At 71.3% G+C, this 13,982-nt stretch carries 13 protein-coding genes; 8 read left to right on the forward strand and 5 right to left on the reverse strand.

Annotation, left to right across the window (positions count from 1 at the left end):
• Positions 1-233: 233 nt before the first annotated feature.
• Together OG556_RS33790 and OG556_RS33795 are read left to right on the forward strand one after the other, a co-directional pair.
• Entirely contained in the window at positions 234-482 is a 249-nt protein-coding gene (locus tag OG556_RS33790) for a peptidase inhibitor family I36 protein (RefSeq protein WP_331742803.1), read from the forward strand.
• On the forward strand, positions 479-616 hold the full coding sequence (locus OG556_RS33795) for a hypothetical protein (protein ID WP_371523058.1): 138 nt from the start codon (positions 479-481) through the stop codon (positions 614-616). Before OG556_RS33790 ends, OG556_RS33795 begins: the two co-directional genes overlap by 4 nt.
• 246 nt (positions 617-862) lie before the next feature.
• Here OG556_RS33795 and OG556_RS33800 read toward each other — a convergent pair whose 3' ends face one another.
• A complete protein-coding gene (locus OG556_RS33800; RefSeq protein ID WP_331742805.1) occupies positions 863-1,870 on the reverse strand; it encodes a hypothetical protein in 1,008 nt (335 codons plus the stop codon).
• A gap of 1,660 nt (positions 1,871-3,530) precedes the next feature.
• Between OG556_RS33800 and OG556_RS33805 the strand changes: the two genes are divergently transcribed.
• From OG556_RS33805 to OG556_RS33815, 3 genes are all read left to right on the forward strand, one after another.
• A complete protein-coding gene (locus OG556_RS33805) occupies positions 3,531-3,728 on the forward strand; it encodes a hypothetical protein (protein WP_371523059.1) in 198 nt (65 codons plus the stop codon).
• Between the two features lie 895 nt (positions 3,729-4,623).
• On the forward strand, positions 4,624-5,190 hold the full coding sequence (locus tag OG556_RS33810) for a hypothetical protein (RefSeq protein ID WP_371523060.1): 567 nt from the start codon (positions 4,624-4,626) through the stop codon (positions 5,188-5,190).
• A gap of 441 nt (positions 5,191-5,631) precedes the next feature.
• Positions 5,632-7,452 carry a hypothetical protein gene (locus tag OG556_RS33815; protein WP_331742814.1) on the forward strand — a complete coding sequence of 607 codons (1,821 nt, stop codon included), beginning with the start codon at positions 5,632-5,634 and terminating at the stop codon, positions 7,450-7,452.
• Between the two features lie 40 nt (positions 7,453-7,492).
• Here the strand turns inward: OG556_RS33815 and OG556_RS33820 are convergent, their stop codons facing one another.
• Positions 7,493-8,329, reverse strand: a complete 837-nt coding sequence (locus tag OG556_RS33820) for a nucleotidyltransferase domain-containing protein (protein WP_331742816.1) — start codon at positions 8,327-8,329, stop codon at positions 7,493-7,495.
• A gap of 201 nt (positions 8,330-8,530) precedes the next feature.
• On the opposite strand from OG556_RS33820, the gene OG556_RS33825 reads away from it, so the two are divergent.
• On the forward strand, positions 8,531-8,752 hold the full coding sequence (locus tag OG556_RS33825; protein ID WP_331742818.1) for a helicase associated domain-containing protein: 222 nt from the start codon (positions 8,531-8,533) through the stop codon (positions 8,750-8,752).
• Between the two features lie 703 nt (positions 8,753-9,455).
• On the opposite strand, the gene OG556_RS33830 is transcribed toward OG556_RS33825, so the two are convergent.
• Entirely contained in the window at positions 9,456-9,941 is a 486-nt protein-coding gene (locus tag OG556_RS33830; protein ID WP_331742820.1) for a hypothetical protein, read from the reverse strand.
• Positions 9,942-10,297: 356 nt separating this feature from the next.
• On the opposite strand from OG556_RS33830, the gene OG556_RS33835 reads away from it, so the two are divergent.
• Entirely contained in the window at positions 10,298-10,522 is a 225-nt protein-coding gene (locus OG556_RS33835; RefSeq protein WP_331742822.1) for a hypothetical protein, read from the forward strand.
• A 587-nt stretch (positions 10,523-11,109) separates the two neighbouring features.
• On the opposite strand, the gene OG556_RS33840 is transcribed toward OG556_RS33835, so the two are convergent.
• Together OG556_RS33840 and OG556_RS33845 are read right to left on the reverse strand one after the other, a co-directional pair.
• Positions 11,110-12,021, reverse strand: coding sequence for an aminoglycoside phosphotransferase family protein (locus OG556_RS33840; RefSeq protein WP_331742824.1), 912 nt, complete (start codon positions 12,019-12,021; stop codon positions 11,110-11,112).
• A 23-nt stretch (positions 12,022-12,044) separates the two neighbouring features.
• On the reverse strand, positions 12,045-12,209 hold the full coding sequence (locus tag OG556_RS33845) for a hypothetical protein (RefSeq protein WP_331742825.1): 165 nt from the start codon (positions 12,207-12,209) through the stop codon (positions 12,045-12,047).
• 340 nt (positions 12,210-12,549) lie between these two features.
• On the opposite strand from OG556_RS33845, the gene OG556_RS33850 reads away from it, so the two are divergent.
• Positions 12,550-12,972 carry a hypothetical protein gene (locus OG556_RS33850; protein WP_331742827.1) on the forward strand — a complete coding sequence of 141 codons (423 nt, stop codon included), beginning with the start codon at positions 12,550-12,552 and terminating at the stop codon, positions 12,970-12,972.
• Positions 12,973-13,982 lie beyond the last annotated feature (1,010 nt).

The raw sequence follows: 13,982 nt of genomic DNA on the forward strand, positions 1-13,982 counted from the left end.
CACCGCACCCGAACGCCGCCAGCGCCGGGATCCAGCGCGTCGGTGGGGTCTTCGAACGCGAGCACCCTTCGGACAGCTCCTTCGCGTGAATCCCGGTCCCCGGCCGCATGCGGAGACGGTTCGGCGGCACAGGTCCCTCGAGACCGTTCGTGCTCCACTCCGTCTGCCGCCCGCCGACGCTTGCCGTCAAGCCACCACCGAGGCACGCGAGGTACTACCGAAGGGACCATCACATGCGCAGCCTGCGTGTCCGTTCGTCGTTGGCGTTCACCGGTGCGACCGTTGCTCTGGGAACAGTGCTGGTCGGTGCGGTGCCGGCCCAGGCCGCTCCGGCGCAGCTCCGTGACAAGATCGCCTGTCCCCGTGGGTTCGTGTGCATCTATCCGGAGATCGACTTCGTGGGGCAGCCGTACGTGAAGCGGGCCGTCGACGGGAGTGTTCGGCATCTGCCGGACTACATCCGGGGGCGAGGAGCTCGGTGATCAACAACAGTGGCCGGACGGGCCGGCACGTGTGTGTGGGGCGCGAGGGAGGGTCGATCAACGACCTGCGCTCGTACCAGCTCAACGATGTCACGCACTCACTGAAGGTCAACGACACGCTCTGCGGAGCATAGCCGGGCAGCACAGGCAACTGGTCGGCCCCGTTCGTGGCCTGCTCTGGACCTGCGGCTGGGCCCGGGGCCGAGGTGCGGCAGACCCCGAGCCAAGCCTGGGCCCGGCGCGCGATAGCGCCGGGCCGGGGGTGGGCTACCGCTTGAGCCTGGCGCGCAGGGCTCGGTACGTGGCGGTGCCGACGGCGAAGGCGAGGGCGGCGCCCAGGCCGCCGAGGAATTCGGGCAGCGCGGCGTACAGAATGTCGATCACCGGGTCGCCTCCGCCGCAGCCAGCGCGCGCTCGGTGTGGCGGTCGCCGAGGCGGTGCAGCTTGCGCCGCACACGCTCGCCGTAGGACTCGGGCAGGCCGCCGCCGGCGGCGGCCTGGCCCCAGGTGTCTCCGCTGCGGGCCCAGCGGGCGGCGACGGCGGCCTCGTCCGGTTTCAGCCCTCGCAGGACGGCGTGGATGCGGGCGTCGCCGATCCGGTGCTGCAGGGCCCGGTCCTCGGCGGTGAGGAGGTCGGCGAGCAGGTCCTGGACGGTCAGGCCGTCCTCACCGATCGCGGTGCCGGTAAGGAGGACCCGTCGGCTGGGGGTCTTCCCTCCTCCACCGGTCCTCCGTTCCCACAGCGGGGTCCATCGTCGGTGCTCGGCGGCGGTATAGGCGTGCAGGACGGCCAGCAGTTCGGGGCCGGTCAGGTAATGACCGAGGCAGTCGACCCAGTCGCCGAGCAGGCCGCTGATAACGGCGTCCCGCCACTCCTCGGGCCTGGCGCGTCCGAGCACATTGCGGGTGAAGTCGTCGACGGTCTCGTGGTCGCCCTCGATGGCGGCCCACCGGGCGGCGAGGGCTACCAGGAGCATCTGCTTGGTGGGCAGCACCACCCTGTACACACCGAACGCGACGTGGACGTAGCGGGTGAGCTCCTGCTGGTCGTTCACGGCTTCGACCGTGCAGCAGGACCACATCGTCTCGATGAAGTCGTAGGGATCGTCTATGAGATGGGAGTCGACGCGCCCCGTCTTGCCGAACGTGAAGTCGACCCTTCGGGGTGACCACTCGATCTCGGCGAGGCCGACCTGGACGAAGAAGCCGTCGAACTCGAATCGGTCATCGACGCCAGCAGTGAGTATCCACTTGGAGAGTTCATCCCCGAAGTGCCGACCCCCGGGCCTGGGAATGGCGCACTTCACGGCTTGGCCACTCCAGCCCCTCGACTGCGCGAGCGCAGCAAGCTCGGGCGGCAATGCGCACGGCTGGTCCGTGGTGGTCATCTCTTCTCCTCCGATCCGTGGGGATGAGGCTCCCTCACCCTCGGGCTCGGCAGGGAACCGGAGAGGCAAAGAATTTTGACTCGAACTGCGTGATCTGCGTCACATGGACTGAGGCTGTGATTGCGTCGGCAAGGTTGCCTCCTGCCGCTCAACGGATGTCATCTCATCCGTCACCGAGCGCCGAGACCACCGCGTGAACACGTGGGCGGTCGCCCAGGTGGTCCGTTCCACGAGGACAGGGGCAGCTGTCGCAGGAGCTGGTGGTAGCCGGTGGAGTCCCGCACGAGCGACTCCAGGTGGAGAACAGCGACGACCGCGGCGAGGCCTTCCTTGCTGGTAGTGAGGGTGCTGCCGGGATCCGGGGACCGGGACGGCGCCGGCCAGGGCGTTGCGCAATGCCGGTGCGTCGATCCCGGGGAGGGCGTCGGCCTCGGCCGAGGCGAGCGCGGAGCGCAGGATGTCGATGTCGGTGCCGCGGACCTTGAGCCCCTCCGGGGCCGTAGCGGGTTCCGTTGTGGGGTCGGGATTCTCCTGGAGTTCGCGGTAAGTCAGGACGGTCCGGCCGAGCGGGGTGATCCGGGCGGCCCACTCCGGCCGCGCGCCGTCGGCGGTGAGCTTGTCCAGGACGTTGTCCGGCGCGAGGTCGCACAGGCCGCGCTCGGCGACGTCCCGCACGGCCGCGCCGGCCCGCTACCGCTTCTCCAACGGCCTTTGTGCCCGTCATCCAGGCACCCGACGGCTACTCTCCGAGGTCTTCGAGCACGATCCACTCGTCACGACGCAACGTCACTAGATGCCTCCTCAGCGTGGTGATCGGGCGCCATCGTGCCACGCGCCCAGACCGGTTGTACGCGGAAGCCCGTCGTTCGCCGGGCACTCCAGGAACCTGTGGCCTCGAATGTGTCCGACAGGACGATGATCTGGCCGTGCGGGCACGGTGGCACAGGGGCGACCCCTCCGCAGGTGCTGGCGCAGCCGAACTGCGGGCCGCACCGACGTCGCAGTCGGCGGGCGCACGCGGAGGTGGTGATGGCCCACATCGGCACCGCCGGACCCATGGGCGCCATCGCCGAGCAGCAGTTGCGGAAGAAACAGGACGGTACGTGCCCGGGTGAGTGGCAAGGCGGGCCGAGGGGCCGGGCGCGGGTTGGTGGTGCCCGCCGGTGATGGCCCGGGGTGTGCGTCTCGGGGCCAGCGGGCACCACCGCCAGCGTAGCGGCGTGGGATCGACAGGGGCGGTGGGCCGGTGCGGGGTTCGCGGGGGCTGGTGGGTGCCCGGTTCGCCCTGCGGCCCGGCGCAGCGGCCCGCAGGGTAGGGGGCGGGGCGGGCCGTGTGGGCCGGCAGCGGTGTCCTCCGGCAGGGGTGTCGGTCGGTTCGTCGGCGGATTTCGCCTCCGTCGGCCCGGGTGGTGGCCGATGATGGGGCGTGCCGGGTCCGTGGAGGCGGCCCGGGGCGGGGGAAGGGGTCGTGTGTGGAGTTGACCGGTACGGGTCTGTGCGGCTCGCCGTGGCCGGAACTGCTGCCCGACCGGCGCCCCGTCCTGGTCGTGCCCGCCGTGGCCGCCTCTCCCGTCCTGGCCGGGGAGGATGGACGGCGCACCTGCCCGGGTGCGACCCGGCCCCCGGATGGTCCGCCGTCCTCGACGGGCAGCACCTGGCCGTGTGCCGGCCCGGCGGGCATCCCTGGTACGAGGGTCCCGTCGCCGCCGGCCGCCAGTGGCAGCGTGCGATCCGCGCACACCGCACCCTGCTGCTGGTCACCGGGCCGTTCACCGGTGTCCTCGACTTCAAGGCCGCCGCCGCCACCGGCGAGCTGCTGCTCCTGACGGTTGCCGCCCGCCTCACCGAACCGCCCTGACCCGTCGTCCGCCCCGGGCGGGGTGCGCCGACCCGCTCCAGCGGTGGAGGTGGACCGCCCGATCGTGCGGGTCGGTGGTGCTGAGGACCGTGAAGGCGGCCTCCGCGACCGTGGCGCCGGCGAGCACGTAGCCGCCACGGGCCAGCCGTTCGGCCGGGACGGCGTGTCGAAAACCGGTCGCCCGGTGCCGGCGACCGGCCCGCCGGGACCTCGACCGCGACGTCGCGACGTCGCGGTCGTGCGGGAAGTCCTGGCGGCGCCCGCGGGACCTCGGTGCAATAGCTGCCGCGACGACTCCCTTCACGATCCACCGCCCCGGGTTCCTGCGACTCACGGGCCTGCTCGACCCGGCGGTGCCGGCGGCCAGCGTGTTGTCGACGTGGGACGCGGGCGAGTGGGAGATGGCCGTCGGGGATCTCGCCGAGCAGTTCTCCGAACACCACACCCCGCTGCCGGGGCCGCGGCGGCGCTCCGCTGGTGCCCCGACCCGCAGGCGGACACCGAGCGGTGGTGGGAGGTCGAGGACTCACCCCGGGCCGCGACCGCGCCGCTTTGCCGACAAGTGGCAGATGCTCCCGAGCGGCTCTGCTCCAGCAATCCCCCGCTCTCCCATCCGACACCCCGCACACCCATCGGCCCGACTACCGACGTCCGAGGCGCGATCACCGCTGATGGAGGACCGCCGTCCAGATCGCAGAGAACCCTTCGTCGACGGGGGCTGAATCCGGTCATGTTCAGACCGCCGACGATGAGACACGGTGAGACAGCCTGGGACCCACGCGGACAACCACGGACAACCACGAACCTCCACGGACAGCGAACGGGCCTGGCCGAACCCGGGCGTGCCAGGAGCAGCTGTCGTTTCGTCAGGGCCAGGTCGCGCCACACTTCCAGCATGCCGAGCTTTCACGACAGGAAGGCGATCGGTGACGCCCATGAGCGACACGTCACCGAGGAACTCAACCACCGCGGCTGGGATGTCAGCCCCTGGGGCCAAGGAGTCATGGGCGAGCCCGTGCGCCTGGCCCTCCGCAGCACCGACAGTTTCCTTCGCTGGACCCCCGACCTCATCGCGGCCCGGGACAGACAGGTCGTCATGATCGACTGCAAGAGCCGGATGACCAGCCGGACCAGCAGTCGGCACGCCATCGAGAACGCCGCCGTCACCGCCCATCTCCAGCTCGTCGCCTGGACCCGCCTGCCGCTGTACTACGCCTTCGACAACCTCGACCTCCTCACCCCCGGCGACGCCCTCGGCACGGGTATCCACGGGCCGCGAACCACCGCAGGTTCCGGCGCGCCCTACCTCCTCGTCCCATCCGACCGTGCCCTCGCCTTCGACCAGGTCTTCGGACCGCCCCGCCGCACCTCGCTCCCCAGGGTGGCCTGTACCCCATCGCCCGCTGGTGGCCAGCCCCTCCTGCGGGGGCTTTTCTACACCCGGCGAGTCAGGGCTACGTGATGCAGGTGCGTTGATCTTCCGGATTCCTGCTTCAGCAACTCGCCAAGGTCTCGCGCGGGACGTCTGCCGTTGTACAGATCGGTGGAGGAAACCAGGGACTCGCGAATCCCCCGCCCGTACCTGCAAATGCATGCCTGCCCGGGTTACCACAGTGGACGGATATCACCCGCAGCCAGCGCGAGACCGTGATTGTCCCCTCCCATGTTCTGGCTCAGCGACAGTCCGCGTCGTAACACTTGCTCGGCCCCGTACTCGGGAGCACGCCGTGCGTGTTCACCGATCCGTGAGCGCCCGCGCACCGACCTGTCACGCCCGCGCGCTTCACCTGATCCGGCGGCGATTCCGGCCGCCCCCGTGACAGTACGTACCGACCGTTCGTTTCGGCCGGTCGGAAGCCGGCGTCCGTTCACCGGAACCGGGATTCGACGCAAAGGAGGCGGCATGGCACGGGAGTTCGCTTACGAGAGGCTGGACCTGACATCGGTCAACGGAGTCCGGAAGGTCGACCTCGACCATCCGGTGATCGGCGTGTTCGGGCCGATCGACACCGGAAAGACGACGCTCGTCGACGCTCTCGCCTATCCGCTCGGGTACGCCGTCAACTGGCGCCAGGTCCCCAAGGACCGTCTGGTCTCCGTCATGGTCGTCCTGCGGGTCGAGGGCATGCGGATCGCGCTCCGGCGTGCCCTGGGCAGCCGCGCGCACCTGGTGGAGCTGGTCGACCCCCGCACCGGGCAGGTCGACGAGATCCTCGATGTGAAGCCGGACCCGAGCAGCGGGCGGCGTACGGTCGGCGAGCTGCTGGTCGAGCTGCTCGGCCTGGCACCACTGTTCGCCCCGCCGGAGGAGGTCGCGATCGCGGGCGGGACGGGCCGGCTGTCGTTCGAGCACCTGTACCCGCTGTGCTATCTGAGCCAGGACATGGTCGACGGCGGGGAGCAGGTTCGCGGGACGAACACCGCCGCCAGCTACAAGGCCGTCGTCGAGCTGCTGCTGCATCTCACGGATCCATACACCAGGGTCCTCACGGCGCGGCTGAAGCTCCTGGGTGAGGCGGTGCGTCCCTTGAAGGCGCGGGTCGAGCACGTCGAGAAGTTCCTGGCCCGACCCGGGGCCCTGGACGAGAACGCGCTGCGGCACGAGCTCGAGAGCAGCCGCCTGGCGGAGCGGGAGGCACTCATCGCGCTGGAGGAGTTCAAGGGCCGCCAGTGGGCTCTGACCGTCGACCAGGATCCGCTGCGGCGCAAGGTCGCCAGGCAGGAGCGGGCAGCGGCATCCTGTCGGTCCGCGGTCGCGCAGGCGCAGGCAGAGGTGGAACGGCTGGAACGGCAGCTTCGGGCGATGCAGCAGCGCGCGCAGGCCGGTCCCCGCGCGGTCAGCCCCTGTCCGGGCTGCGGCGGCGACCTGACCGACCGGGTGGTCGAGGAGGGGTGCTGCCGGGTGTGCACGGAGCCCTGGGACGGGTCGCGGTTCGAGGCGCTGCTCGGCGCGGCCGAGGCCGAACTCCTGACGGCCGGCCAGGAGGCCGCGCGGGCAGCCAAGGAGCTGAGCCGTAAGGAGGCCGACCTGGCCGCCGCGCAGGCCGAGCTGGACGCCCATCTCGACGCCCAGATCGGCCCGATCGCGGGCAGCCTGGAGCAGCTCGTCGCCGCGCATGCGTCGGCGAAGGCTCGCACGGCCGCGATCGAGACGGACCTGGAGCCGCACGCGCGGCTTCGGGACTACCGTCAGGAACTGGCCCGGGCGATCGGCGAGCGGGACAAGGTGAGGCAGCAGCTGAAGGACCACCGTTCGATGCTGTCCGGTCGGCAGGTCGCCGTGCAGGAGATCGAGGAGTTCTTCCAGAACATCATCGAGGCCCTCGGCCTTCCGGGTGATCCTGGCGCGGCGATCGACCGCAGCACCTATCTGCCGCGGGTGCGGCGGGGGCCGCTGACCAACGTCGGGCACGGCCTGCGGACCGTGCTGAACGTCGCCTACCGCATGGCGTTCACCAGCCACGCGCTCGTCACCGGCGCCACCGACCTGCCGACCCTGCTCGTCATCGACTCCCCGCGTAAGAACGTCGGCTACGGGGACGACGACCAGAGGCTGACCAGCCGCCTCTACACCCACTTCCTCGACCACATCACCGCGGTGCGGCAGGGCGCCACCCTGGTCCGCCCCTCCCAGGTCATCATCGTCGACAACGACCTGCCCGCCGGTTTCCGCAACCGCCTGCACGTCGTCGAACTCAGCCGGGAGAATCCGCTCGTCCCCTGAAGCCCTTCCTTAGCTGTACGAGGACCGGCCGAGGCGAAGGTCAGCCGTCGGCCGGTTCGACGAGCAGGGCGTGCAGGGTCTTCGTCGGGTGGGGATTGAGGACCTCCAGCCACGCCTGCCCGCAGTCCAGGTATCGGGGCATGAACTGGAAGTAGTGCCAGCCCAGGTCGACAAAACACGTCCCCTCGGCCACCGCGTGATCCAGTCCCTTGCCGTGAAGGGTGACGGTCGACAGGTCACTGCCCCGGCCCTCGAGGAAGGCCGCGGCCGTGAGTGCGGCCCTGCGCAGGGGGCTGGTGTCGATCCAGCGCCGCTCGATGTGCCGGATGACGCTCCGGTCCCCGGGGCGGCCGTCGTCCAGGATCAGAGGGGTGACCGCGATCTCGCCCACGGTGTACCGGGTGTGGAGTTCGATGCGGGCGGGCCGGGGCAACAGGTCCTCGATGCCGGCGAACGCCGGGAGCATGTGGTCGCGCGGGGCGCTGCCGGCGGCAGGGTCCGGCGTGAGGGCCGCAAGTCGCTGTCTGGCGACGTCGAACGGCTCGCCCCGACGCCACAGCAGGGTGAGTGTGAACCCCTCTGCGGTGAGGGAGTCGCGGCTGCGAAACTGGAAGGAGATCCCCCGGGTGTTGCCCCGCAGGCCCTGCTTCATGGACGTGTAGGAGTCCTTGCCGCAACAGGAGGCGTGGAGGGATTCGCTGAGCCACCGCTTGTCGGTGCTGTGCTCGACGACCACGTCGATGTCCTTGGGTTCGAGGGCGCCACGCGCGTAGGACCCGAAGACGTACACCTCGTCGACCAGGCCCAGCGGCCATTGCCCGACCTCCAGCCGGTCGATCATGTCGGTCAGCAGTCTGGTACCGCGTTCGCGCTTCACTTCTGCACTCCCAGCTCTTCCTCGTGCGTCGAAAGGCGGTGGCTGGAGCGGCAGCGTCAGTACATCGTGTGGCAGGGGCTGATGGACGGGCAGAAGGGACGGTTGGCCGCTCTCGGTGTCGAGCCGTTGGTGGCCCCCGCCGGAGGCATGAAGGGCACAGCGGAGAGGGGTGCAGCGAGTGGGAGGGCTGCCGGCGGGAAGGTGAGCGGGTTCGACCGCGGCCTCGCCGCGCTCGCGCAGTACCGGGAGCGGGCCGGGTCGGTGACCGTGTCACGCGGCCATGTCGAGGAGATCCCTGATAACGACGGCGGGGTGGTGGAGGTGAAGCTCGGGGTGTGGATCTCCAACACGAAGACCCGCCGGGCCAAGCTCGCCGGCGAGCAGCTCGATCGGCTTGCCGCGCTCGGTCTCGACTGGCGCTGACCCGGCCGGGCCTGGTGCCCGCAGAGAAGCGTCCCAGGTCGTCTCTGCCGTCTGCCTGCCGCGTTGGAGGACGGCGGCGGGCGGGCGGTGTGGAGGCGGCCCCGCGGTCTTTCTGGGGCCATCGTGCCCCAACCCGCCCCGCCCCGCCGCGAGCGGCCGGCGCCAGCGGGACGCGAGAGAAGAAGAGGTCTGCCGCAGGCGCAGCAAACCCTCACTGCCACCGCCCCACCCAACCAACACCACCCACAAAGCCAAGGACAGGAAGGGGAAGGAGAGGGTTGTCGGGGTGGCGAGTTTCGCCTTGCCGGCCACTCACCATGGCATCTGACCTGTGGCTTTACCAGGAATCCGGGCGCAGCGGGCGGGAGGAGCGGTCACCGGTTCTCGCCACCGGTTGTCGTGCTGGTTAGCGCACCCGTTGTCGGACCGTGACCGTACGGGCCGGTGTTGGGGAGAAAAGTGGTGAGAACCGCGGGCTTTCGTACGGTGCTCGCCGCCACCGGGGCGGCGGGCACCGACTTTTCGAGGAGCCCGTGATGGCGATGCCGCCCGAGATCGACCACGCCGTGCACGGCGAAGGGACGGCCGGCTCGGGGCAGCTCGGGGCGGAGCGTGCGCTCCGGTTGCGCCGCCGGGCTTCATGGCCTCGACGGTGGTCTCGTGGCCGGCCGGGGCGCAGACGCGGTTCGGGGCTGGAACGGGGCTACAGTTCCCGGAGCCAGCGGTTGGCGTGCTCCGCGGTGGGCGCGTGGACGAAGCCGTAGCGCTGGCCGAGCGCCTTCGCGCCTGCCGGGGTTCCCATGTTCGTCTCGATCCGTTTGAACCCCGCTTCACGCAGCGTCTGGAACATGCGTTCCACGAAGGCGTCGACCATCGCCCGCCGGTGGTCGCGGTCGAGTTCCGGGACCGAGAAGAACCAGCCGATGTCGGTGGCCTCCTGGCCTTCTCCGCGTTCCGTCGGGATGCAGAAGAAGCCGCCCATGAGGTGCCCGGAGTCGTCCAGTGCCACCAGGTGTTTGATGCCGGGGCCGAGTCCGCCGTGGACCGCGGAGCGCGTGAAGTCCACGGGGTTGTCGACCGTGTACCCGCTGTCGTTGAACGACGAGTCCCGGAACGTGCGGCGCAGGGTCGTCTCGATGTCGTCCCATCGGGCCTTCATGAAGTGCTCGTCCACGAGCCTGATCTCCATACACGCCTCCAGCGGCGGCCCTGTGTGTACCGGCGAAGCGCCGGCCGGGGCTCACCGTCACGGTGACACCGCGTACAGCCGCCCCGCGACCGCACGCCCGCCGGCCGGATGACGCGGCCCCGGGGCGGCGGCAGGACGGACCCCCTACCCGTCGAGCCCGGCGGGGCGGGTGGACCAGGCCCCTGCCCGGGACGGGAACACAGCGCGTGCCCCCGGGGCAGTTGCCCGACCGCCCCGGGGTTCCCGGCCCGGCCTCGGCGCCGCTTTCACTGTCCTTGGCCTCGCTGCACCGTCCCCCGATCCGACGGGCGGCGGGCAGCAGGGCGAGCCGGCCCCCGCCGGGGTGCGGCAAGCGTGTGCGGGTCCGCGGCCAGCAGAGCGTCTCGGTGCACCGGCTGGCGCCGGACGACGGCAGGCAGGACTGGCCGCACTGGCACGTCGAAGGCCACTCGTTCGACCTGAGGTTCCGCGCGTCGGGCTTTTGTCAGTACTTCCGCGACACCCCGCGCCTCACGTCGGTCCAGGCCCTGTCCGCAGCCGAGCGCGGAGGCTGCTGCTTCACCGAGGTCGGTTTCGGCTGAGCAGGTTCGGTCCCGCGTCCTCGACCGGGAGCGGGTGACACCACTCGGCAGTACGCCACAGGCCGCGTCCCGAACCCGGTCTGGCCTGAGTTCAACTCCCGGCCGGTGGCGCCCGAAGTGGACCCCCGATACGGTCGCCACCGTTGGACCGGCTTCGGAGCGTCGGCGAGCGGCTGAGCGTCCTGCCCGCCCGCCTGTCGGCCAGGGCGGAGGTGCCGTCGCCGGCCCATGCGTCCCCACGGCACCGCGCTCGGACTCGGACTCGGACTCGGACTCGGACTCGGACTCGACTGACGCTGGGGCGGCCGGCGGCCCTGACGCCGGCCATGGGGCGCCCGGCCACCGGTGTGTGACCGCCACGGTGGCCGGGCTCTGGACCCCCGTGGCACGGGTCCGGACGGTGAAGAGGGGGATATCCACCATCCGGACCGCGTTCCCGACCACCGGTCCTCTTCTCACCCCGATCCGTCTGCGCAAACCACTGCGCCCGGGTTCCTGCGGGCCCGTCCGGCAGGCCTGCGGGATCGACGGTGACCGGTCGGGCCGGCGCCGGTTGTTCCGCACGGCGGGGCGGGGCGGGGCGGGGGTCAGGTGAGTGCTTCCACGATGCGGGCGCAGCGTGCCGGGTCTTCGGTGAAGCCGGCGCGTAGGCCCCATATCCAGTACTCGACGGCTCGCAGTAGTGCCCATTTGCGGGCGCGGTCGGGGTCGAGGTCTGCGGCGTCGGTCAGGGCGTCGATGGCCCATTGGACGCGGGAGGGGCCGAGTTCGTCGAAGCGGCTCCACAGCAGGGGTGCGACCTGGTATTCGAGGACGCCGCGGACGATCAGCGGGTCGACGACGGACCAGTGTCCGTCGGGGGTGCGTAGGACCTGGTCGTAGTGGAGGTCGTTGTTGACCAGGACGGTGTAGTCGTCGTGGGAGAGTTCCTCGGCCAGGTCCAGTGCGCGGTCGAGTGTGTGTCGGGGTACCGGGCGGCCGAGTTCCTCCCACTGGGCGGGGAGTTCCCGTCGGTGGCCCGCGGCGATGTCTGCGGTCGTGCGCAGGCCGTGGGGTGGCTCGATGGCCAGGTGCCGTAGCAGTGTCCCGATCACGGGGACGGCCTGTTGCAGTGGCACGTCCCGGAGCGGACGGGTGTGGTCGAGGCGTTGCAGGAGCATGACGCCCGCCGTGGGGTCGGTGTCGAGCAGGCGGACCGCGCCGTGGCCGTTCCACAGGCGTAGGGCGAGTACCTGTTCCTGCATCTGCTGGTCGGGCCATGTGACTTTCAGTGCCAGTGGCTCGGTGCCCCGGAGGACCGGCACGACGAGGCTGTTGTAGCCGTGCATGGGTGGTCCGTCGGGTTTCAGGTTCCAGTGGTCGCACCATCGGGTGACGGTGTCCGGCAGGGCCGTCAGCCAGCGGTGGCCCGCTTCGCCCTCGTGTTGCCAGCGGCCGAAGGTCCGAAGGGATTCGGGTACCTGCGTCAGGCGGTGTTGTTGCGGGCTTGCGGAAGTCACGGTGTCTCCATCCGGCGTCTCCGTCACGGTCTGGTCCAGGCCTTGTCGTCGGCCCGTTCCGCGCCGATCGGTGTGGTGCGGGTGCAGTGCGGGTGCAGTGCGGGCGCGCCGCGGTTGCGGTGCGGTGCGGTGCGGTGCGGTGCGGTGCGTCCGCAGGGGCGGGTGGGTCGACAGGAGATCTTATGCACCGGATGCCCTTGCCTGTCAGGTGAGTTACGCCGAGGGCCGGAGAACTCCCGTACGGATCCAGGACGGGTGTACCTGTGCGGGGGGTGCTTGTGCCGCCCGCCGGGCGTATCTGTGACCTCACGGGAGAGACCGCCTCGCCCTGATCCGTTGTGCGGCCCGGACGGGGCGGCTGCCGGGAAGCGCTCGCCGGCCGTCCCCCGCCCCCTGCACCCGGGAAGCAGTCCCCGGCCGTCCCGCGGCCGGGGTGGGCGGCCGCCGGGTCGGGGTTGTGCAACAGGTCGTCAACAGGTTCCGGTGAAACGGCCACGCGACCGTGGCCCGTGGGCAGATCATGTTCGGGTGCCGATCATTGCGAACCCGCCCCCGTCCCCGCCCGCCAGGCCGCCGTCCTGGGAAGACCGGCTGGAGGCCTGGGTCGGGATATGCGCGGCCCGACTGGCCTGGTGGGGCCACGACTTCACCGACGGCGCGTGGCCCGACACCGAGGACCTCGCCGTCCTGCTCGCCCGGACCGTGGACGAAGTCGCCGAGATCCCCTCGATGCGGCCGGCCCACCAGGCCCTGACCGCCGCCCTCGCCCGCGTACAGGCCGCCGAACGATGGCTCCGCCCCTACAACGCGCTCTCTCCCTCCATGGCCTGCGACCACCTGCGCCAGGCCGCTGAACACCTCCACGCCGCCCACCGCCACCTCACCGACACCGCGCCCCAAGGCCGTCCCAGCACCCCACCCCGGCGGGACCCCGCTTCCCCAAGCCCCTGACCGCACCAGCAACCCGACGACCCGACAACCCACGGCGACGGGCCATCAACCCGACCAGCCGCCGACGGACCGTCAACCCGGCCCGCGAGGAGACGAGGCGGCGAGGCGAGGCGGCAGGGCAGTGGCGGGGGCGCAGGGCAGCGGGCAGGGCAGCGGGCAGGGCAGCGGGACAGCGAAAGCGCCGACAACAGGACCCGGACAACAGACGACAAGCGACACCGACGCCGAAGAGAGCAGCGACCGAGACGACATCACCCCCGAGGCGCAGCAGAACAGGGCAAGGGGCACGGCCGGAAACCATGGAAGGGCTGCGGGAACAACGCCGACCAGGGACACCGGGCTCGGCGTCGTCCTGGCCATACGGGCACGACGACCACGCGGGGCACAGCAGGCCCGGACAGCTCGGGCCCCGGGCAGCCCCCTTGCCTCGTCCGGCCGGGGCCAGCAGTGCGACAGCCAGGCCGGGGGCGGGCCCGATCGGGGGCCTGGCCGGAGGGGGCGGCTGGCGCGGGCGGTCACCGACGGCAGACCGGGGCGGCGAACAGGCTCTCCCCACCCCCGAGGCGGGGCGGTGACGACGACCGACAGGTGAACCCCGACAACAGGCCACGGGCGGCGGCGCCGGAGAGAGCAGCGATCGGGACGACGTCGTCCCCGGGGCGTAGCAGGACGGGACGGTCGGCGCCTGCCACAACGACGGGGGCGCGGCCGGGGACGGCGGGAGGGCTGCGGGAACAAGAGTCGGGTGGGGCGCGGCCGGGCAGGCCACGTGGCACCGGGCGGTCCCGATGGCGCGGCGTGCGAAACGGGAGATCTTCCTGTCACGGATGGCTTCAGGGGGTTACCCGGGCGGGGGCGTGCCGAAGAATTTCCGGTCCAGCGGTGCCGGCGGTGTCGGCGGGGCTGATGGCCGCTGGTGCCGGTGGCCCGGGGACGGGTGGTCAGGAGGCGATCCGCCCGCACACAACCGTCCTACGACCGCACCGGGCCGGGACACGGGTCAGAACAGC

The organism is Kitasatospora sp. NBC_01300 (genome assembly GCF_041435235.1).
In the GTDB taxonomy this organism is placed as follows: Bacteria; Actinomycetota; Actinomycetes; order Streptomycetales; family Streptomycetaceae; genus Kitasatospora.

Excerpts from the sequence above, each read along its gene's own strand:
- OG556_RS33790 (WP_331742803.1), top strand. The coding sequence starts at position 234 with ATGCGCAGCCTGCGTGTCCGTTCGTCGTTGGCGTTCACCGGTGCGACC.
- OG556_RS33800 (WP_331742805.1), bottom strand. The coding sequence starts at position 1,870 with ATGACCACCACGGACCAGCCGTGCGCATTGCCGCCCGAGCTTGCTGCG.
- OG556_RS33810 (WP_371523060.1), top strand. The coding sequence starts at position 4,624 with ATGCCGAGCTTTCACGACAGGAAGGCGATCGGTGACGCCCATGAGCGA.
- OG556_RS33815 (WP_331742814.1), top strand. The coding sequence starts at position 5,632 with ATGGCACGGGAGTTCGCTTACGAGAGGCTGGACCTGACATCGGTCAAC.
- OG556_RS33830 (WP_331742820.1), bottom strand. The coding sequence starts at position 9,941 with ATGGAGATCAGGCTCGTGGACGAGCACTTCATGAAGGCCCGATGGGAC.